This is a genomic window from Ignatzschineria indica (assembly GCF_003121925.1).
GTDB lineage: Bacteria > Pseudomonadota > Gammaproteobacteria > Cardiobacteriales > Wohlfahrtiimonadaceae > Ignatzschineria > Ignatzschineria indica.
Genome location: NZ_QEWR01000002.1, coordinates 930,029 through 951,115 on the forward strand (window position 1 = coordinate 930,029; position 21,087 = coordinate 951,115).

Annotated in this window: 17 protein-coding genes; 7 read left to right on the forward strand and 10 right to left on the reverse strand. The window is 42.1% G+C overall.

Going from position 1 to position 21,087, the window contains the following annotated elements; all coding sequences use genetic code 11:
* Positions 1-155: 155 nt before the first annotated feature.
* The 4 genes from DC082_RS04135 to rsfS form a co-directional block, all read right to left on the reverse strand.
* Positions 156-1,082 (reverse strand): c-type cytochrome, encoded by a 927-nt coding sequence (locus DC082_RS04135; protein WP_094566922.1) that lies wholly within the window; start codon positions 1,080-1,082, stop codon positions 156-158.
* Between the two features lie 3 nt (positions 1,083-1,085).
* Positions 1,086-1,730 carry a c-type cytochrome gene (locus DC082_RS04140; RefSeq protein WP_094566921.1) on the reverse strand — a complete coding sequence of 215 codons (645 nt, stop codon included), beginning with the start codon at positions 1,728-1,730 and terminating at the stop codon, positions 1,086-1,088.
* 1,031 nt (positions 1,731-2,761) lie between these two features.
* Positions 2,762-3,232, reverse strand: a complete 471-nt coding sequence (rlmH, locus tag DC082_RS04145) for a 23S rRNA (pseudouridine(1915)-N(3))-methyltransferase RlmH (RefSeq protein WP_094566920.1) — start codon at positions 3,230-3,232, stop codon at positions 2,762-2,764.
* 30 nt (positions 3,233-3,262) lie between these two features.
* Positions 3,263-3,592 (reverse strand): ribosome silencing factor, encoded by a 330-nt coding sequence (gene rsfS / locus DC082_RS04150; RefSeq protein WP_094566919.1) that lies wholly within the window; start codon positions 3,590-3,592, stop codon positions 3,263-3,265.
* Between the two features lie 129 nt (positions 3,593-3,721).
* Between rsfS and hemL the strand changes: the two genes are divergently transcribed.
* The 7 genes from hemL (at position 3,722) to DC082_RS04185 (ending at position 12,492) form a co-directional block, all read left to right on the forward strand.
* Positions 3,722-5,005, forward strand: a complete 1,284-nt coding sequence (gene hemL / locus DC082_RS04155) for a glutamate-1-semialdehyde 2,1-aminomutase (protein WP_109235874.1) — start codon at positions 3,722-3,724, stop codon at positions 5,003-5,005.
* 238 nt (positions 5,006-5,243) lie between these two features.
* Positions 5,244-5,912 (forward strand): ribulose-phosphate 3-epimerase, encoded by a 669-nt coding sequence (rpe, locus tag DC082_RS04160; protein ID WP_109235875.1) that lies wholly within the window; start codon positions 5,244-5,246, stop codon positions 5,910-5,912.
* Positions 5,913-6,160: 248 nt separating this feature from the next.
* Complete coding sequence (locus DC082_RS04165; protein ID WP_109235876.1) at positions 6,161-7,249, forward strand: type IV pilus twitching motility protein PilT; 1,089 nt, start codon at positions 6,161-6,163, stop codon at positions 7,247-7,249.
* 144 nt (positions 7,250-7,393) lie between these two features.
* The gene (gene rpmB / locus DC082_RS04170) at positions 7,394-7,630 is read left to right on the forward strand and encodes a 50S ribosomal protein L28 (RefSeq protein WP_094566915.1); all 237 of its coding nucleotides are present in this window, start codon (positions 7,394-7,396) and stop codon (positions 7,628-7,630) included.
* Between the two features lie 10 nt (positions 7,631-7,640).
* Complete coding sequence (rpmG, locus tag DC082_RS04175; protein WP_026879695.1) at positions 7,641-7,796, forward strand: 50S ribosomal protein L33; 156 nt, start codon at positions 7,641-7,643, stop codon at positions 7,794-7,796.
* Positions 7,797-7,973: 177 nt separating this feature from the next.
* Entirely contained in the window at positions 7,974-10,733 is a 2,760-nt protein-coding gene (locus DC082_RS04180; RefSeq protein ID WP_109235877.1) for a valine--tRNA ligase, read from the forward strand.
* A 349-nt stretch (positions 10,734-11,082) separates the two neighbouring features.
* Positions 11,083-12,492 carry an alanine/glycine:cation symporter family protein gene (locus tag DC082_RS04185; protein WP_109235878.1) on the forward strand — a complete coding sequence of 470 codons (1,410 nt, stop codon included), beginning with the start codon at positions 11,083-11,085 and terminating at the stop codon, positions 12,490-12,492.
* 172 nt (positions 12,493-12,664) lie between these two features.
* Here the strand turns inward: DC082_RS04185 and guaA are convergent, their stop codons facing one another.
* The 6 genes from guaA to coaBC all read right to left on the reverse strand — a co-directional run bounded on the left by guaA (position 12,665) and on the right by coaBC (position 21,084).
* On the reverse strand, positions 12,665-14,194 hold the full coding sequence (guaA, locus tag DC082_RS04190; RefSeq protein ID WP_109235879.1) for a glutamine-hydrolyzing GMP synthase: 1,530 nt from the start codon (positions 14,192-14,194) through the stop codon (positions 12,665-12,667).
* A gap of 259 nt (positions 14,195-14,453) precedes the next feature.
* Positions 14,454-16,739, reverse strand: coding sequence for an FdhF/YdeP family oxidoreductase (locus tag DC082_RS04195; RefSeq protein ID WP_109235880.1), 2,286 nt, complete (start codon positions 16,737-16,739; stop codon positions 14,454-14,456).
* Positions 16,740-17,343: 604 nt separating this feature from the next.
* The gene (locus DC082_RS04200; RefSeq protein ID WP_109235881.1) at positions 17,344-18,195 is read right to left on the reverse strand and encodes a DMT family transporter; all 852 of its coding nucleotides are present in this window, start codon (positions 18,193-18,195) and stop codon (positions 17,344-17,346) included.
* A 56-nt stretch (positions 18,196-18,251) separates the two neighbouring features.
* On the reverse strand, positions 18,252-19,181 hold the full coding sequence (locus DC082_RS04205; RefSeq protein WP_109235882.1) for an AEC family transporter: 930 nt from the start codon (positions 19,179-19,181) through the stop codon (positions 18,252-18,254).
* Positions 19,182-19,274: 93 nt separating this feature from the next.
* Positions 19,275-19,706: a YqaA family protein gene (locus DC082_RS04210; protein WP_109235883.1), complete on the reverse strand. Its 432-nt coding sequence runs from the start codon at positions 19,704-19,706 to the stop codon at positions 19,275-19,277.
* 82 nt (positions 19,707-19,788) lie between these two features.
* Entirely contained in the window at positions 19,789-21,084 is a 1,296-nt protein-coding gene (gene coaBC, locus DC082_RS04215; RefSeq protein WP_109235884.1) for a bifunctional phosphopantothenoylcysteine decarboxylase/phosphopantothenate--cysteine ligase CoaBC, read from the reverse strand.
* Positions 21,085-21,087: the final 3 nt, after the last annotated feature.

Sequence of the window (21,087 nt, forward strand, 5' to 3'; positions counted from 1 at the left end):
AATCCTAAAGTCTCAAATGACCTTAGGATCTTTCTATAATTTTAGATCTATCTAAATCGCTTTTAGCTCACACCTTTCGATCTATCCCTCAGATCTACTCCCATCGTTATATCAACATAAGATAAAGAGTAAAAGGGAGAAAAGGAAGGGAGAAATTAGATACCTTGACCTAAAATCTTACCATTCACCTCAACACCGTAGAGATTCACACCATCATTAGCATGATACTTCTCACGAGTCTTCTCTACTGAACCATCAATGATTCGAGGATCTTGGGGGCGTTCATGACTATTCATAAATGCCGCTACATCCCATGCTTCTTGATCAGTTAATGATCCTCCTTTACCTAATGGCATATTTGCCTTGATAAAGTCCGCAGCTGTGTTGATACGATGCATTCCCGCACCCCAGTTGAAAGAGTCAGGACCCCAAAGTGGTGGGAAGACATAGTGATCATCCACTTTCTGGCCTAATCCATCATTGCCATGGCAGATTGCGCAATTCTCTTTATAGACAATTTCGCCTCGCTCAATGCTATAGCCATCTTTAGGTTGTGGTACTTCTGGGTAACCACGGCCTGGTAGCGATACCCCTGTTGGCGCCCCTTTTGCTAACCAATAGGAGTAGGTGATCAATGCAGTCATTGCTTCACTATCAGCTGCCGGCGGTGTTCCATTCATACTAAATTCAAAGCATCCTTGAATTCGCTCCGCATAAGTGTTGACCTTATCATTCTTACTACGATAAGCGGGATACATCGTATAAGCACCCCATAATGGCGCAGCATTAGGCATCTTTCCCTGATCCATGTGGCAGTTAACACAATTCATACCATTACCCACATATTCAGGAACTTGACGTTTTGTATCGATAAAGATCGCCTGTCCTTTACGAATCATGTCACCAAAAGCATTGTTAGGAATTTCACTATCGCTAGGTGGCTGATGATATGTTTCACCCTCTGCTTTTTTAGGTGCTTGAGGAAGTTGTGATTGATCTTCCATTGAGACAGGCGCTGTCTGTGCTAAGAGCGCTGGTGAAAAGAGAAGTGCCAGCGTCGATGCTATCAAAATCTTTTTCATATCTTATTTCCCCACCGTTCCTAAATTTGAAAAATAGGTCGCAACTGCCTGAATCTCATCTTCATTGAGAGAACGCGCAATATGCCCCATAAGATCATTCTCATCATTCTTACGAGTTCCATTTTTCCATGCATTCATCTGGTTAATAATGTAGAGCTGACTCTGACCTGCTAATTTAGGGAAAGCATCGCCAACACCGACACCGGCAGGGCCGTGACAAGCAATACATTCAGGAATATTGCGGCTCCAATCTCCACGAAGTGCTAATTGGCTCCCAACATCTGTCGGTTGTGTTGAGCGAGGAATATTAGGAACATTAGGTGCCGGTAAGTTCTGCATATAGAGTGCTACTTCTGTAATCTCATCTTCAGAAAGCGCTTTTGCAACACCATCCATAACAGGATGTGTGCGGTTCCCCTCCTTAAAATCATTAACCTGCTTTGCAAGATAGACCGCTGATTTTCCAGCAACACTTGGATATCCTGCCGCAGCTAACCCTTCGCCATTCATGCCATGGCATGTCATACAAGCGATGGCCATTGGGTTTTCACCCCCCTTCATATAGATCTTCTCCCCTTCATCTGCATTGCTGACAAACGGCAACAGACTTAAGAGAGAGAGATAAGTCATCTTCTTTATAAACTTCATATTCCCTCTTCTATTTTTGCTCTATAAAATGATCGATATAACAGATTTCACCTCTATTTTTCCGGCACTTTTACCTCTATCGACCATCTAACTTTCAACGCTCGATATTAGAGTTGATCTCGAAAAGATAAAAGCAACAGAAACCCCTAAAAGGCATAAGAATCTGTTACCACCTCTTTTTATCTCATTTTTATGAGTTTTTTATAATTGATTGATAAGTTTTTTGTTTATCAACTACTTACTTATTAACTACTTGTTTAGAAGCTCCCTATTTACAGGCTATCTATCTATGAGATATCGCTATAAACAGTGTTGCTATAAACAGAGTTGCTATAAACAAGTGCTGTTATCTAGAGCTATTATCTAGTGTTGTTATAGATACGATTGTGAAGATACTGTAGTGATATCAACCAGATATCTTTGGGATTGAATTCTTACAACTTAAATCTATCAGTGAACAATATCAATCCACAATTTAACGAATAGATATCTCAATACCAACTCAATACCAATCCAATACTAGCTCAATACCTAATAAACACTTTCTGCATCTAAAATTGCAGCGATCTTTTTTATCATTATAGTTCTCTCTGTTGCACTCTATATCACAACAGAATTCCCTAAGTATTACTGATAGGAATGCTTTTACAAATATGCTCTTTTACTAAAATATGAGGATCAATCATGAAGATCGATCGTAAATCAGAAAAGATATAATATATTTGTCACAATCCTGATCTCAATCATATCAAAAAAAGATAAAAAAGCCTGAATGATCTAATGTCAAACAGGCTATCCTCTTGATATAGGATGCAACTAACTGTTTTACTGCTCAATGTTTTGTCAAAAACTTAAGAGAATTGACAATTGAATTGATCAATCAATTAAATGATTGCTTTCCAACACTTTTCATCGAGTATCATCAATCTTTATCTACTTCTATTACTCTTTAATCGTTCTTTGTAATCGTTTTTTGCAATCGCTCTTCGCGACACTCAAAATGTTAGGCTGAGCCTTAAAACTTACATCAACTACTCTCGATGGTAAGGATGATTATTAATAATGCTCCAAGCTCTAAAGAGCTGCTCAGCCACTAATACACGCACCATCGGATGAGGAAGTGTTAACTTAGAGAGCGAAATCGACTGTTGAAAAAGCGCCTTAATCTCTGGTGAGAAACCTTCAGGCCCTCCCACTAAAAGTGCCACATCTTGCCCCGATTGCATCCAGGACTCCAAGCGCTTACTTAGATCCATTGTTGTCATCTCACGACCGACAACATCAAGACCAACGATCAAGGTATTTTTAGGGATCGCCTTTAAGAGCTTCTCCCCTTCCTCTTTAAGGATACGCTTGACATCAGCATTCTTTTTGCGCACGAGTGCCGGCACTTCAATCAACTTCAACTCAACATCATGACGTAGGCGCCCGGCATACTCTTCAAACCCCATCTTGACCCAGTTGGGCATATTGCTACCAACAGCAATAAGATAGACAATCATTCTTTCGATTCCTATTTACAAACCCATCTCCTATGCATCTGCGCGCATAAAGATCTTTTCGAGATTATAAAAATCACGTTTCTCTTCTGTTAAGAGATGAAGAACGATATCTCCAAAATCGATTAATACCCAATCAGAAGCGGCATTGATACCCTCTACACCGATCGGTTTAATTCCCTCTTTGAGCATTACCTCTTCTGCCTTACGCACTAAAGCTTTAAGGTGTGGCCCTGAGTTTGCAGAGGCGATCACAACCCAATCGGCATAACTCACAAGACCCTCTACATCAAATGCCACAGGATTAATTGCTTTAATCTCATCTAATCCTGTCACTAATTTATCTTTCACTTCAGCGATCATACTTATTCCTTCTGATTAATAACTTCCGCTATTGTAGTGAATTTCCGCCTGTTGAACAAATAGGAATTTAGTTCCATAATAAAGACTCGCTTATTTGTCACATCTAATCTACTAAAGGGACATCAACTTATGAGTCAATTTGACGAATTATATCGCGACGCACAGAAATATATTCCAGGTGGCGTCAACTCCCCCGTTCGCGCTTTTAAACAGGTTGGAGGCGCCCCCGTCTTCTTCAAGAAAGGGGAAGGTGCTTATGTCTATGATGAGACAGGCAAAAAATATATTGACTATGTCGGCTCATGGGGGCCGATGATTGTAGGTCATGCACATCCTGAAGTGATTGAAGCTGTCATGGAGACGGCAAAAAATGGACTCTCATTTGGAGCCCCTACTGTTTCAGAGACAGTACTTGCTAAAAAGGTATTAGAGCTTGTTCCTTCGATGGATCAGGTTCGGATGGTCAGCTCAGGAACAGAGGCGACCATGAGCGCTATTCGCTTGGCAAGAGGCTATACCGGCCGCGATAAAATCGTAAAATTTGAAGGTTGCTACCACGGACATTCTGACTCTCTATTGGTCAAAGCAGGTTCTGGCCTTCTTACATTTGGAGAGCCCTCTTCTCCTGGTGTTCCTGCTGACTTAACACAACATACCATCGTCATTGAATATAATAACCCTGAAGCAGTAAAAGAGGCTTTTGAGAAATATGGTGATGAAATTGCTTGTGTCATTGTTGAACCTATTGCCGGCAATATGAACTGTATTCCACCACAACCAGGTTTTTTAGAGACCATTCGTGAGTGTTGCGACCAACATGGCGCACTCTTTATTATCGATGAAGTGATGACCGGTTTTCGTGTCGATAAACATTCGGCGCAAGGTCTCTATGGTGTCACCCCCGATCTCTCTACTTTTGGGAAGGTGATTGGTGGCGGCATGCCGGTAGGCGCTTTTGGTGGTAAAAAAGAGATTATGGATCATCTCTCCCCAAATGGGGCGGTCTATCAGGCAGGGACACTCTCTGGAAACCCCGTTGCGATGGCAGCAGGTATTAAGACCTTAGAATTGATCTCAAAAGAGGGCTTCTATGAAGATCTCAAAGCAAAGACTGATTACCTCATCGATGGCATCAAAGCCGTTTTTGCTAAACATCAACGCCCACTCTCGACAAATCATGTCTGCGGAATGTTTGGCCTCTTCTTCACCAATGATGAAGTCAAGAGCTATGCTGATGCCACAAAATCGGATATCGACTTCTTCCAGAAGTTCTACCACGGACTTCTAGAAGAGGGGATCTATCTAGCTCCTAGCGCATTTGAGGCGGGATTCCTCTCTAGCGCACATAGCTATGAGGATCTTGATGAGACAATTGCGGCAATGGATCGCGTTCTGACGAAAATGGCTCAATAATCATACTTCAATAATCGTGCATCAATAATCATATCGATTGTGTGACAAGCACTTAAATAGAGATAGAGTGAAGGAGCGACGCTACTATTAGCTATCGCTCCTCTTTCTATCTCTTCCCATAAAATGGGACGTATGAAAGATCGATTCTATTTCGATCGCTATACCTCTCTAACAAGTAGCTGTTTAAAAAACACCTATCCAACCAATATCTATCCCCTATTGCTCAGAGGCATACTTTATGAAACAACCTAACTGGATCGCCCCCTCTATCCTCTCCGCCAACTTTGCTAAATTAGGCGAAGAGGTCGATGCTGTTTTAGCTGCGGGCGCTGATATCATCCATTTCGATGTGATGGATAATCATTATGTCGAAAATTTAACTTTCGGGCCGATGATCTGTCAGGCTCTTCGAGACTATGGCGTCACTGCTCCTATTGACGTTCATCTAATGGTCTCCCCTGTTGATCGCATGATTGAGGCATTTGCAAAAGCGGGCGCAACCTATATCACCTTCCATCCCGAAGCATCTCTACATGTCGATCGCTCACTGCAACTTATCAAATCATTGGGCTGCAAAGCAGGCTTAGTCCTTAATCCAGCTACCCCGATTTCACTGCTCGATCATGTTTGGGAGTATCTCGATATGGTGTTAGTGATGAGCGTTAACCCTGGGTTTGGGGGGCAGAAGTTTATTCCTTCAAGCTTAGAAAAATTAAGAACATTACGCGCAATTATTGATGATAAAGGCCTCGATATCCGGCTTGAAGTTGATGGAGGCGTCAACTTGCATAATATTAAAGAGATCTCAGAAGCAGGTGCAGATACCTTTGTTGCCGGCAGTGCAATCTTTAATAGCGGTACGAGCTATCAAGATATTATTGGTAAAATGAAAGCGCAGTTAAAGTAGAGCTTTTTAAAAACTTAACAACTTAGCAGGTTAAGAAACTCTCAAAATGTCTAGCGACTATTTTATTTTTGCTATTGAATACTATTTCTAAATACTGCTTCACTATTTATCAGTAGTTCATCGATAGCCCAACAATAGCATGAACATGCTAGCAAAGGCTCTATTAAGCATTCCCAAAGTGTGTGAGGAATCGCTATCTTTACCCCCTCAATATCAGCGTTATCTGAATCTTTTGAGGGGGTTTATTAATGCTCAAAAACTTGATTATTACTGCATTTCAGCAAGAAGCTTCCGACCTACATCTCTCTGCTAATCGCCCTGCTTACCTTCGGAAAGGGGGAAAGCTCCTCCCTTTAACGGAGAAGAAGATCTCTAAAGAGGCCTTAACTTCGGCGCTTCTCATGATCCTATCAGAGAGAGAGAAAGAGATACTACAACGCACCGGTGCTATCGATTTTGCTTATACCTTTTATCCTGACAAAAAGAGCGATAACAAGAAGAGTAATTACCAAAAGAGTGATAAAAATAGAAGGGATAGAAGCTCTCCTTACCGCCTCAGAGGACACTACTTTCAAAATCTTGGTGGATTAACTGCTATCTTTCGCTTAATTCCCGATAAAATTCGAACGCTTCAAGAGATCTATGCCCCACCTATCTGTAAGCAGCTCCTGCAACAAAAGAGTGGTTTAATTCTTATTACTGGCGCAACAGGTTCGGGCAAATCAACGACGTTAGCAGCGATGATTGAAGCGGTGAATCGATCGATGAAGAGGCATATTATCACTATCGAAGATCCTATTGAACAACTCTATTACCCTAAAAAATCACTCATTGAGCAACGAGAGTTACATCGTCATACCCCTAATTTTGAGAATGCTTTAAAAAATGCACTGCGAGCAGATCCCGATATTATTCTCATCGGAGAGTTACGAGATAAATCCTCCGTTCATCTAGCACTACAGGCAGCAGAAACGGGGCATCTTGTCCTCTCGACACTTCACACCAATAGCGCGCCGAAAGCGATCGATCGCCTCTTAAGTTACTATCAAGAATCGGAGCGGGAGATGGTCCGTATTCAACTATCGGAGACACTCCTCGCCGTCATTGCACAACAATTGATCAATATTGAGCAAAATATCTTTGCACTTTATGAAGTTATGGTGGTCAATTCCGCGATATCACACCTTATTCGAGAAAATAAATTAGCGCAAATCACTAGTAATATCGAGACGGGGCGTGAAAGTGGAATGCAAACTTACCGTCAACATCTAGAATTCTTACAAAAAAGTGGTATAATTTCCGACTTGTTAGCCAAAAAGGCACACAATTTACTTTAATCCCGATATTTCTATGAGTGAAAGATCACTCCAATTATTGCAATTGGCTCCGCTTTCCTCTATAATTCGTGGGTTCAGTCCGCACAAAGTTTTTCTAGCTGGCGGCCGGGGTTAATATTACAATTAAGATCAAGGTTATTAAGCATGAGCAAAGTATGTCAAGTAACTGGGAAAGGGCCAATGTCTGGTAATAACGTTTCCCACGCAAACAATAAAACACGTCGTCGTTTCCTCCCTAACCTTCAGGTACATCGCCTTTGGGTTGAGAGCGAGAATCGCTTTGTATCTCTTCGTATCTCTCCAGCTGGTCTTCGTACCATCGACAAAAAAGGGATTGACGCAGTATTAGCAGACCTTCGCGCTAAAGGCGAAAAAATCTAAGGAGTAGGTCATGAGAGAAAAAGTTAAATTAGTATCTTCAGCAGGTACCGGTCATTTCTATACGACCACAAAAAACAAACGTACTACAACTGAAAAGTTAGAGTTCAAAAAGTACGATCCAGTAGTTCGTAAACACGTTCTATACACTGAAGCCCGCTTAAAATAATCCAGTATTAACCGGTCTCAGCAAAAAACTAGCTTTCGAGCTAGTTTTTTTTGCTTTAAAGAAAAGGTATTCCCTCAGTTAGAGGCGACTATAGGTGAAGTTAATGCTATAATTTTGAGTAATTTTATACGCTTATCAACCTCTTTAGAAAACTTTAAAAAACTTTGGAAACAGTAGATGAAACAGAGCTATCAACCAGAACAGATTGAAAAAAAATGGTACCAATTTTGGGAAGAGAACAACCTCTTTAAAGCAAATGGCGATCAGACAAAAGATCCCTACTGTATTGTCATTCCCCCACCGAATATTACCGGCAGCCTCCATATGGGGCATGCATTCCAAGATACGATCATGGATCTTCTAATCCGTTATAACCGGATGCTTGGCAAAAATACCCTTTGGCAGCCGGGAACGGATCATGCCGGAATCGCTACTCAAATGGTGGTTGAACGCCAATTAAATGGTAAAGGACAAACACGCCACGATCTTGGTCGTGATGCTTTTATTGAGAAGATCTGGCAATGGAAAGAGGAATCAGGCGGCAATATCACCCAACAGCTTCGCCGCATGGGAGCAAGCCCTGATTGGAGCCGTGAGCGTTTTACTATGGATAAAGGGCTCTCTGATGCGGTACAGAAGGTCTTTATTGAGCTCTATAAAGAGGGATTGATCTATCGCGGTAAGCGTCTTGTCAACTGGGATCCTATCCTCAAAACGGCCGTTTCTGATATCGAGGTGGAATCGAAAGAAGAAGAGAGCTCAATGTGGCATCTTCGCTACCCTATTGCCGGCACTGATGAATATATCGTTGTTGCAACCACTCGCCCTGAGACGATGTTAGGCGATAGCGCTGTTGCTGTTCATCCTGAAGATGAGCGTTATGCAAAATATATCGGTAAAATGATCGATCTCCCCTTCTGTGATCGTCAAATTCCGATTATTGCCGATGATTATGTCGATCCTGAATTTGGTACAGGGTGTGTCAAGATTACCCCGGCACACGACTTTAATGACTATGAGATGGGGGTTCGTCATCAATTACCGATGATCAATATCTTCACCGATGATGCAGCAATTAATGATGAGATGCCGAAAGCTTATCGCGGGTTAGATCGCTTCGATGCTCGTAAAAAGATTATTGCTGATTTTGAAGAGGCAGGACTCTTAGAAAAAATTGAACCCCATAAGCTGATGATCCCTCGCTGTGATCGTACCAATCAGATTGTTGAGCCCTACCTAACTGACCAATGGTTTGTCGATGCAAAAACATTAGCAAAACCTGCCATTGAAGCTGTTAAAAATAAGGATATTAAATTTATTCCTCAAAACTGGGAAAACACCTACTTTGAATGGATGAATAATATTCAAGATTGGTGTATCTCGCGTCAACTCTGGTGGGGGCATCGTATCCCTGCTTGGTATGATGATGCCGGTAATATCTATGTGGGCAAAGATGAAGCGACTATCCGTGAAGAGTATCAACTCGATCAGTCGGTTCAACTACGCCAAGATGAAGATGTATTAGATACTTGGTTCTCCTCTGCACTCTGGCCCTTCTCTACATTAGGATGGCCCGATCAGACTGAAGAGCTCAAAACCTTCTACCCTACTTCTGTTCTTGTAACGGGTTTTGATATTATCTTCTTCTGGGTTGCTCGAATGATTATGTTTGGGCTCCACTTTATGAAAGAGATTCCTTTTAAAGAGGTCTACTTCCATGGTTTAGTCCGTGACCAAGATGGTCAAAAGATGAGTAAGTCACGCGGAAATGTTCTTGATCCGATCGACTTAATTGATGGTATTGATCTTGAATCCCTGGTTGCTAAACGCACAACAGGCCTTATGCAACCACAGATGGCTCCAAGAATTGAAGAAGATACTCGTCGCCACTTCCCCAATGGTATTAAAGCCTTTGGGACCGATGCGCTTCGCTTCACCTTTACCTCACTTGCAACCAATGGTCGCGATATCATCTTTGATGTTGGCCGTATTGAAGGATATTCAAACTTCTGTAATAAGATCTGGAATGCTTCTCGCTTCGTCTTTATGAATGCAGAAGGTGAAGAGGTCCGCAAAGATGAGAGTAAACTCTCCCATATCGACCGCTGGATCAACTCTCGCTTAAGCGCGATGATTAGTGAGGTAAAACGCCATATTGAAGGATATCGTTTCGATTTGGCAACACAAGCGATCTACGATTTTACATGGCATGAGTTCTGTGACTGGTACCTTGAATTGACAAAACCAATTCTCAATGGTGATCACTACAGCAATGAAGAGAAAGCAGCAACTCGCTATAACCTACTCTCGGTATTAGATGCGCTTCTCAAGACGCTTCATCCCTTTATGCCCTATATTAGTGAAGAGATTTGGCAGAAGTTGACAGAGATTGAGCCGAGCTTCAAAGAGAAAGTGAGCATCTCCGTGATGCCATTCCCAGAGGCCAAAGAGCGAGATCTTAAGCTTGAAGCAGAGATTGAGTGGTTACAAAATGTTCTCTTAGCGGTTCGCCGAATTCGAGGTGAGATGAATATCTCTCCAAGCAAAGCATTAGATGTTCTCTATGAGAATGCCTCTGAACAAGATATTGCAAATATTAAGAAAAATATGCCCTTCTTTGAGCGAATGGGACGCCTCTCTAGTATGACGCAGGTAGAGGGTGATGCACCAGAATCAGCAATTGCCGTCATTGGAAAAATGCGCCTGCTGATTCCACTTGCTGGATTAATTGATAAAGAGCAAGAGCTCAATCGCCTCAATAGAGAGATTGGCAAAATTGAGCCCTTAATCACGGCGCTGAGCAAGAAATTAGCCAACCCTGGCTTTACAGAGAAAGCACCTGTTGCTGTTGTCGAAGGGGAGCGCGCTAAATTACTCGATGCCGAAAATCAATTACAAGAGCTCAAAGCACAATTAGAGAAGATTAAAGCACTCTAATCATCACTCATCTATCGATCACTCTATATTGAGTGTTCTATTGAAGTCGTGATTAGCCGAGCATAAAAGAGAAGAGTAACCGATTAAGGTTGCTCTTTTTTTATGGATCATCTACTCTAAAATCTCTTTAAATACTCTTTAAAGAATATTTAACCCCTGCTCAAATAGGGCTTAAATAGGCTTAAATAAGGATTAAATAGAATTTAAACAGAATTAAAATAAGATTGACTTAACGTTAAGATCAATTCACCACTCCCTTTGAAGCGCAATTTTTTCTAGACTCATCATCCTAAAAATAATATTCTAGAGAGTCTTTTTGCCATCAATATATAAAGCGTAAGGAGGAACCATGAGCTTTATTAACTGGCTAATCGGTCCATTAAATGATTTTATCTGGTCCTATGTTTTAGTCGCCTTTCTTCTGATCCTTGGGATCTACTTCACCATCAAAACCCGCTTTATCCAGATTCGCCTCTTTAAAGAGATGTTTCGATTAACGGTGGAAAAGAATCCTGGAAATAATGGCGTTTCTGCATTCCAAGCCTTCACAATCAGTGCGGCAAGTCGCGTTGGAACAGGCAATATTGCCGGCGTTGCTTTAGCAATTGCCATCGGTGGACCGGGCGCCGTCTTCTGGATGTGGATCATTGCGCTTATCGGCATGTCTACTGCGTTTATCGAATCCACCTTAGCACAGGTCTATAAAGTTAAAGATGGTGATAACTTTCGTGGAGGACCGGCATATTACATGAAGAAAGCGCTAGGTTGGGAAAAGCTAGGGATTATCTTCGCTATTCTTCTAACCGTTACTTTTGGCTTTATCTTTAACTCTGTCCAATCAAATACTATTGCACAATCATTTAGTGCCGTTTTTGGTATCGATACTATTGCCATTGGCGCACTTTTAGTGATCGCTACCGGCGCAATTATCTTTGGTGGGATTCGCCGCGTTGTCCATTTTACACAGATCTGCGTGCCGATTATGGCGCTCTTTTATGTAGGAATTGCCCTCTATGTTGTAGCTACCAATATTGATCAAGTGCCAGAGATGTTTATGTTAATCATCAATAGCGCCTTTGGACTCAAAGAGTTTGCTGGGGGTGGTTTAGGCGTTGCGATTATGCAAGGGGCTCGTCGCGGACTCTTCTCAAATGAAGCAGGAATGGGATCTGTTCCTAATGCAGCAGCAACCGCAAATGTCTCCCACCCTGCAAAACAGGGATTAGTACAGAGCCTTGGCGTCTTCTTCGATACCATTGTTGTCTGTTCCGCTACTGCCTTTATTATCCTCCTCTCGGGCCTCTATATTGGCGAAAATGGGGGAAATGGTGTCGTATTAACACAAAACTCCCTCGCGCAACAGGTTGGTGATTGGGCACAATACTTTGTCGCTCTCGCAATTCTCTTCTTTGCCTTTAGTTCTATTATTGGTAATTACTACTATGGAGAGACCAATATTGAATTTATCAAAAATAGTTCCACAGCTCTACTCTTCTATCGTCTCTTAGTATTAGCGATGGTGATGTTTGGTGCTGTGATGAGCATGGGCGTTGTCTGGAGCTTAGCAGATCTCTTTATGGGCGCTATGACCATTATTAACCTTGTGGTGATCTCCATTCTCGGCAAAGTTGCATTCCAAGTCGCTAATGATTATTACCGTCAATTAAAAGAGAAGAAAAACCCCACATTCCGCGCAGAAGATATTCCCGGGCTAAAAGGTGCTGAGTGTTGGGAATCCTCTATGGAAGAGCAAAAATAATCATTAAAACCCAATATTAAATCTGTACAGATTTAAATTGGTACATATTCAAGCAACACAAAAAGAGGAAGTGAATGATCACTTCCTCTCTTTTTATCTTATAAACAGGTTCATAATATCCTGTTTTATCTATTTTTTATCTATTGTTGACTACTCTTCATCATCCATCATTCTACTCCCACTCGACAGTTGCAGGTGGCTTACTGGTAATATCGTAAACAACCCGATTAATATGCTTCACCTCATTGACCATGCGTACAGAGATCTTCTGCAAAACATCCCATGGAATTCGCGCAAAGTCTGCCGTCATCCCATCAATTGAGGTAATCGCACGGATAGCAATCGTATAGTCATAAGTTCGAGAATCGCCCATCACGCCGACACTCTTTAATCCTGTAAGCACCGTAAAGTATTGCCAAATATCCCCTTCAAGGCCGGCAAGCTTAATCTCTTCTCGTAAAATCGCATCGCTTTCACGAACGATCTCTAATTTCTCTTCAGTGATCTCACCTAAGATACGAATCCCTAAACCAGGACCGGGGAAAGGTTGGCGCCAAACAAGCTCATGAGGCATTCCCAACTCCAATCCTAAAGCTCGCACCTCATCCTTAAAGAGTGTCTTTAAAGGTTCGATCAATTGGAACTTCATATCTTCTGGCAATCCGCCGACATTGTGATGCGATTTAATTGTTTCTGCCGTATCGGTACCACTCTCAATAATATCGGTATAGAGTGTTCCCTGTGCCAGGAAATCGATATCTTGTAGCTTTTTCGCCTCATCATCGAAGAGATAGATAAACTCATTACCAATAATCTTCCGCTTCTCTTCAGGATCTGAGACCCCTTTTAACTTCTCAAGGAAGCGATCTTTAGCATCAACACGGATAATATTGAGTCCAAACTTACCACCAAGACTCTCCATCACCTGATCTCCTTCCCCTTTACGAAGAAGTCCATGATCAACAAAGATACAGGTTAATTGATCTCCAATCGCGCGCTGTAGAAGAACACCGACAACACTTGAGTCAACACCCCCTGAAAGCGCTAAGAGAACCTTTTTATCACCAACTAATTCCCGAACCTTTCTGATCTCTTGCTCGATAAAGTAATCCATATGCCAGCGATCAGAACAGCCACAAATATCATAGGCAAAGTTTCTTAATAGATCTGTTCCAAAAACGGAGTGTTTCACTTCAGGATGAAATTGTACGCCGTAGAGGCGCTTTTCAGGATACTCCATTGCCGCAATAGGACAATCGCTACTCTCAGCGGTGACAGTAAATCCTTTTGGTACTTCTGTAACAAGATCTCCATGGCTCATCCAGACAGATTGTGTCTCCGGCAAGCCATCAAAGAGCATTGTCTCTTTAAGATCGACATGAAGATAGGCTAAACCATATTCACGATTAGCCGCCTTCTCTACCTTACCCCCTAAAGTATGGGTCATCAACTGCATCCCATAGCAGATGCCCAATACAGGGATACCGAGGTGAAAGATCTCAGGATCGATTGAAAATGCATTGTCTGCATAAACGCTATTAGGGCCTCCTGAGAGGATAATTCCTGCCGGCGCCATCTCTTTGAGCTCTTTTGCTGAGATCTTATGCGAAATCAACTCCGAAAAGACCCCAATATCACGAATGCGTCGAGTAATGAGTTGATTATATTGACTGCCATAATCTAATACGATGATCTTTTCCATCAAATTGCTCCTTAAAGCACCGGTTAAAATAGTAGTTTATATTATAACGAAACGAGAGGCACCATAGTTTATAAAAATTTTTAAAGGCCTTTCACTTTGAGATAAAAAAAGATAAAGAGAGAGGCAAAAAATAAGAGACGATCTCTAAAGATCGCCTCTATCAATGACTAGATCAATTGACTTAGTCAGTAGTTGTCCACTCAGTTACAAATATTGAGTTACAAATATTGAGTTATAAATATTGAACTATAAATATTAATTAACTACTCGCTAACTCAATCACTATCGGAATATTTTTATAAACCGGTATACCTGACTGCTGATCCATACTTTCTAAAGCGACCAAGTTATTCGCCTCAGGGAAATAGGTTGCCACTGAACGATCGGCAATATCATAGATCACCACACGCAGATTATCTAAACGGCGCTCCGTTGGTTTTTTATCTCGATCAAGCGCAATAATATTAACTCGATCATCCGCTTTCACACCCTGCTTCTGCGCCTCTGCCTCACTAATAAAGAGAACATCACGCTGACCAAAGACGCCACGATAGCGATCATTAAGACCATAAATAGTCGTATTGTACTGATCATGACTTCTTAAGGTCGTTAAAGTTAACTCTGCATTTAAGAGTGAATCGGGATCTTCAATAATACCGTCAGAAGTCTTAAAGAAGTTAGCTTTACCACTCTTAGTAACCCACTTACGAATGGATGCGGGGTTTTGAAGATGGAAGCCCGCCGGCGCTTTAATACGTTCGTTGTAATCTTTAAAGTCAGGATAGACAAACTCAATATCATCACGAATCTTACTATAATCTGCCACTAATTCATCCCACTTCACTTTAGTGTTAGGAATAGCCGCTTTCGCAATACCGGCAACCACCGCACACTCTGAGAGAAGATCTGGACTAATCGGCTTAAGGATACCGCAAGAGGCTGTTACAAAGTTCATCGAATCCTCGATCGTTACGACTTGACGACCTGTCTCCTGCATATCGATCTCTGTACGCCCTAAAACAGGCAATAGATAGGTATTTTTAGAGGTTAAAAGATGGGATCGATTCATCTTCGTTGCGATATGGACCGCAAGATCAAGATTTTTCATCGCTTGATAGGTCTTATCATGATCAGGCATCGCTTCAGCGAAGTTCCCACCCATACCGATGAAAGCTTTCGATTGCCCTGAGTACATCGCCTCCACACTTGCAACGACCGCATGCCCCCACTTTGAAGGGGGTGTAAAGCCGTAACGTGCCTCTAACTTATCGAGCATCGCTTGACTCGGTTTTTCTGTAATACCGACTGTGCGATCTCCTTGCACATTTGAGTGCCCTCTTAAAGGTAAAATACCAGCGCCGGGACGCCCCATATTTCCTTTTAAGAGCAGAAGATTGACGAGCTGCTGGATATTTTGAGTCCCATGCTCATGCTGTGTAATCCCCATGCCGTAGCAGATAATCGTACGCTCGGCCTTGATATAGAGCTCCGCAAACTCCTCGATCGCCTCTTTTGTTAATCCCGAAACCCGCGTAATATCTTCCCAAGAAGTATTTAGCACATCTTCACGAACCGCATCATAACCCACAGTTTCATTCTCAATAAAGTCGAGATCTAAAATCGCCGGCTCACCTTTAGCGACAGCATCCTCATGACGCTCAATCACGATACGCATCAAACCTTTCATCAATGCCACATCACCACCGACGCGAACATTATAGTAGTGCGATGCCAATTTTGTAGCATGATCCGTTAACATCTCTACCGGATTTTGTGGGTAGATAAAACGCTCAAGTCCTCGCTCTTTAAGCGGGTTTACAGCAACCAAAGTTGCACCTCTTTTTGAAAGTGCGCGATAAGTGCTCAAGATTCTTGGGTGATTCGTACCTGGATTATGACCGATATCGATCACTAGATCGACACTCTCGAAATCATCAAATGTAACTGTCGATTTCCCAACACCAATCGAAGCGCCTAATCCAACACTTGTTGGCTCATGACACATATTAGAGCAATCGGGATAGTTATTCGTTCCATATTCACGCCCAAAGAGCTGATAGAGAAATGCTGCCTCATTTGAGGTTCTACCAGAGGTATAGAGCTCTAGTGTTGTGGGATCATCATAACTTTGGAGGATCTCTCCAATCTCTTTAAATGCCACATCCCATTCAATCGGCTGATAGGTATCAGTTGCGGCATCATACTTCATTGGATAGGTTAAACGACCTAAATCCTCTAATTCATGGGCACTCAATTTTGAGAGCTCTGTTACCGTCATTTTAGAGAGCATCTCTGGCGTTAACTGTTTACGGGTTGCCTCCCAAGCAACAGCCTTCGCCCCATTTTCACAAACATCAAAGATGGGGGTTCTCTCTGGATTTGGCCAAGCACAACCTGGACAATCAAACCCATCATGTTTATTCATCTTAAAGAGTGCTTTTGCATCTGCGCCTTCTCTCTCTTGCTCTGCAAGAATCTCCGTCACTGCTTTTAATGCACCCCAACCACCTGCTGGACCTTTATACTCTTCGATTTTCTTTTTCATACTTTTCCCTTATTGCTCCCATCTCTATATCTCTTTCATCAGCAATACCCTGAGGTGACTGATCAACAGTGATCTATAGAACACAAAATATGAATCAAAAGCACTCCATCAACACAACAGATTTAATATAATATGAAGACTATTCTCTATATCGTATTGATAGTAGCTACCTTATTGATCAATATAGCAAAAAAGAGGAAAATCCTCACTAAATTTTAATGTTTTTCACAATTTCTACAAAATATCTAATTAAATAGATAACTCAAATCAACAATTTACAATATCGTTATAAAAAAATTAAATAAAACAGAGACAAAACCAATGAAACTAATAGTGATAATGAAACTCTATAACAGGAGTTGATAATAGTTATAAATAAAAGATACAGATAATATTAATAAACAACAACTTAGAATAATATATAAATATAGCAGACATCAAAAAAACAAAAACGAAAATAAAAACGAAGATGGAAATGGGAATGGAAATGGAAATGGGAATGGGAATGGGAATGGGAATGGGAATGGGAATGGACAAAGTATATTGATAATCGAAACCATCAATGAATATAAATCTTGAGGCATATGCCTCTCTCATCCTGATGCTAATTCTTCTTTTGAGAGACTAGAAAAATGGCACCAATAATGAGAGTCGCACCAGCTAACATCGCTAAAGTCGGCTGTGAACCGAAGAGCCACCAAGCTGCTAAAATTGCATAAACAGGTTCAAGCGCTATGATCATACCGGCAATACGCGCCTCTAAAACAGCTAAACTCTTTACCAATAGATAGTGGGAAACCCCTGTACAAAAAATACCTAATAAGGCGAGATAGAATCCATTTAAGAGCGTCATCTCCTGAAATTGCATGAGAGTAAAAGGGAGAAGAAGTAGAACAACAATACCATTTTGCCAAAGAGCAATCTGAACAGCATCGATTCCCTTTGTGCCTCGCTTATTCGTCACCACCAATAGCGCAAAAGCAAAGCCTGACAAGATCCCCCATAAGAGACCGATCGTTCCATCACTTGCAAAAGAGAAACTAGGAGTTACTAAAATGAGCCCGATTGTAGTCAAAAGTAACAACCACCACTCCCGAAGAGTCACTTGCTCTTTAAAAAGCAGATAATCGATCAGAGTAATAAAGGCGGGGAAAGTCGCAAATCCTAAAGTTGCAACCGCGACACCCCCAATCTTGACTGCAATAAAAAAAGTTAACCAGTGAATCGTTAAAAAGATGCCAGAGAGAAGGAGGATCCCCCACTCTTTAAGAGTAAATTGCCACTCAAGAGATCGCCCTTGCCATAAGAGGAGCAACCATAAACCTAAAACGGCAAAAGCGGCTCGCCCTAAAGTGATCATCTCCACGCTAGTGGTAATCAGTACCCCAAAAATCCCCGTCAGCCCAAAGAGTAATGCTGCAATATGCGCCATACCCAACGCCCCTCTTCTCCCCATATCTCCCTCCCCTAATGCTTATATTAATTATTGTGTTGATTTATTGTGTTGGTTTATTATGCAGGTAACTCAACCCCTAAAAAGAGCAAAACAATTGGTAGTGTCATAAGACTCATTAAAGTACTAATTAGCGTTGCACTTGAAACTAATTCTGGCTTTGTATCGAAGTGAACAGCTAATAATGTTGTATTGGCCGCTGCCGGCATTGCTGCAAGTAGGATCAAGATCTGTTTTGAGGCGTGATCGATCGGCAACCACTCTACTAAAAAGAAGGCGATCAGCGGTGAAAGAAGCATCTTAATGGTTAAATTGATCGATAGTTTTCCATACGCAATTTTTGTGATTCGAATATTGGCCAACTGCATACCTAAAATCACCATAATAACAACAATGGAGGCATCACCTACCATCGAGATAGAGCGGTAGAGTGATTCACTTAGAGGGATATGGAGTAATTGAAAAAGCACCCCTAAAAGCGCTCCATGAGCCGTCGGCATCTTTAGAACTTGATAAAGAGCATGCCGGACGGAACTCCCAATAATTTTGCGTGAAGAACCTTTTGCGGCGTAATAAGTCCCGACCGTATTCATCACTACCTGCTGTAATACCAACATAATGATTGCCAAATCAAAACCTGCAGCACCGAAAAAAGCTAAAACAACAGGCGTTCCATAATTCCCATTATTCATAAAACAGGAACCTAATATCATTCCACAGCGTGTCTGCTCATCATAGTGGAAAATCTTCGCGGCAATAGAGACCAGTAGCACAAGTGCAAAACAGAGAAGATAGATATAACCAAAGTAGTAGAGATAGTCGACCGATATCTGATAAGAGTAGAAAGTTTTAAAGGCTAAAAAAGGGGATAAAACATAGATCGACATCTTAGAGAGATTGGGAATATCGAAATGAAGGATCTTCTGCGAGATAAAACCCACAACAAAAATGGAGAAGATCGGAAGGAGAATCCAGAAGAAGGTTAACACGGCACAATTCCATCAAAATTTTGGCAACTCTCTTAGAGTAATTGAGTTAGAAAGAAGTGCAAGTGATTCCCCCAATTTCTCTATGAATAATATCTAAAAGAGCCGTAAAAGAGTATGAAATGCCCCCAAAAGAAGCAGATAACGCACCGCTTTACCTACTAAAATAAGGAGTGAGGCGTACCAAAAATTGAGTCGAAACCAACCAGCCGCAATGGGAATAAAATCACCGATAAGCGGAAGACTAGAAAATAGGAGTGAGAAGAGACCAAAGCGTGCGATTAAACGATCTACCTTAGCAGAAGACTCTTTTCGCTCTGGAATAATGCGCCCGGCCCAATACATTGAGATACTTCCCAAAGTATTAAAAATTGTGGCAACGACAAAGGCCGCAGTGAGCCATTCGGGATAGAGATGAAGATATCCGAGTAGTGCCACTTCGGAACTTCCCGGCAATATGGTCGCCGAACTAAATGCAGAGAGTGCCAATAAAAGCAGTCCTCCTATCGCACCACTGATCGGTTCCATTACCTACTATCCATGCTCATCAGACTCCTCTCCAGAGACTTTTTAACGCCAATTTTTGACAATAACTCTCTAACACCAACCTTTAACACCAAAATTTCGCTGGAAATAGATTGATAATCTCCTCAAAGATCTTCTCAGCAACAATCGCTTTATCCGCTTTTGCAATCGGTGTTACGGAACCATCGCGCTTAAAGAGTAGCATCTCATTCTCGGCGGCGCCAAAGACCTTTCCACCAGAAACATCATTAAGGCAGATCATATCGACATTTTTTCGTCGTAACTTCGACTTTGCATTCTCTTCAATATTATTGGTCTCCGCAGCAAAACCGATACAGAGTGTTGGTCGTGCCTCCCCTTTAGCTATCGTTGCTAAGATATCGGGGTTTTTGGTCAATTTCAGAATTAACTCATCCTGATCATCACTCTTTTTAATCTTCTCTAAAGCGCGATCTGCAACCCGATAGTCGGCCACAGCGGCAGCGGCAATAAAGAGATCCGCCCCTTGACACGCCCTTTCAACCGCTTGCATCATCTCTTCGGCACTCTTAATCGCGATCGTCTCGACCCCTGCCGGAGGCGCAATCGCTACAGGTCCTGAAATCAAGGTCACCTCGGCACCTAAGCGTTGTGCGACTTGTGCAAGTGCATATCCCATCTTCCCACTAGAGTAATTACTGATGTAACGTACCGGATCGATCTCTTCTACCGTAGGACCTGCGGTGATAACTACCCTTTTCCCGATAAGCGCCCCTTGCGGCTCACTATTCTCATCGTCGATCTCATCTGCCCCATCTACCATCTCCACCTCGATCTCTGCTCGACTATCAAAAGCAGCATCAGTTGCAGAGCGTTGAAAAAAGGCCGTGACATGATCACGAATTTCTAGAGGTTCGGGCATTCTCCCTAACCCCACTTCCCCACAAGCTTGCGCACCACTTCCCGGGGTTAAAATATCGATTCCGGCAGCTGAAAGAGCTGCAATATTACGCTGAACAAAGGGATTCGCCCACATCAAGCGATTCATTCCCGGCGCTAACATAATGGGCTTTTCGGTGGCTAAAACGATCGCAGAGAGAAGATCTTCAGCAGACCCGGCGGCTAATCTTGAGATTAAGTTCGCACTTGCCGGGGCGATAAGGATAAGATCCGCCCAGCGAGCTAACTCAATATGCCCCATGCCCGCTTCATGAGCTGGATCTAAAAGGTCATAGACAACAGGATACCCCGAAACTGCCTGCAACGTTAAAGGAGTCACAAAACTGATGCCTCCACGACTCATCACAACCCGCACCTCATGCCCTAACTCTCTCAAGCGACGAACTAAGTCAGGGGATTTATATGCGGCAATACTTCCGCTCACACCTAAAACAATCTTCACGCC

Coding starts and splice junctions, on each gene's coding strand:
- rlmH (WP_094566920.1), bottom strand. CDS start 3,232: ATGATTGTCTATCTTATTGCTGTTGGTAGCAATATGCCCAACTGGGTC.
- DC082_RS04195 (WP_109235880.1), bottom strand. CDS start 16,739: ATGAAAAAGAAAATCGAAGAGTATAAAGGTCCAGCAGGTGGTTGGGGT.
- rsfS (WP_094566919.1), bottom strand. CDS start 3,592: ATGATCGCTGAAGTGAAAGATAAATTAGTGACAGGATTAGATGAGATT.
- rpmG (WP_026879695.1), top strand. CDS start 7,641: ATGAGAGAAAAAGTTAAATTAGTATCTTCAGCAGGTACCGGTCATTTC.
- DC082_RS04135 (WP_094566922.1), bottom strand. CDS start 1,082: ATGAAAAAGATTTTGATAGCATCGACGCTGGCACTTCTCTTTTCACCA.
- rpe (WP_109235875.1), top strand. CDS start 5,244: ATGAAACAACCTAACTGGATCGCCCCCTCTATCCTCTCCGCCAACTTT.
- DC082_RS04165 (WP_109235876.1), top strand. CDS start 6,161: ATGCTCAAAAACTTGATTATTACTGCATTTCAGCAAGAAGCTTCCGAC.
- hemL (WP_109235874.1), top strand. CDS start 3,722: ATGAGTCAATTTGACGAATTATATCGCGACGCACAGAAATATATTCCA.
- DC082_RS04140 (WP_094566921.1), bottom strand. CDS start 1,730: ATGAAGTTTATAAAGAAGATGACTTATCTCTCTCTCTTAAGTCTGTTG.
- guaA (WP_109235879.1), bottom strand. CDS start 14,194: ATGGAAAAGATCATCGTATTAGATTATGGCAGTCAATATAATCAACTC.
- DC082_RS04200 (WP_109235881.1), bottom strand. CDS start 18,195: ATGGGGAGAAGAGGGGCGTTGGGTATGGCGCATATTGCAGCATTACTC.
- DC082_RS04180 (WP_109235877.1), top strand. CDS start 7,974: ATGAAACAGAGCTATCAACCAGAACAGATTGAAAAAAAATGGTACCAA.
- DC082_RS04185 (WP_109235878.1), top strand. CDS start 11,083: ATGAGCTTTATTAACTGGCTAATCGGTCCATTAAATGATTTTATCTGG.
- DC082_RS04210 (WP_109235883.1), bottom strand. CDS start 19,706: ATGGAACCGATCAGTGGTGCGATAGGAGGACTGCTTTTATTGGCACTC.
- rpmB (WP_094566915.1), top strand. CDS start 7,394: ATGAGCAAAGTATGTCAAGTAACTGGGAAAGGGCCAATGTCTGGTAAT.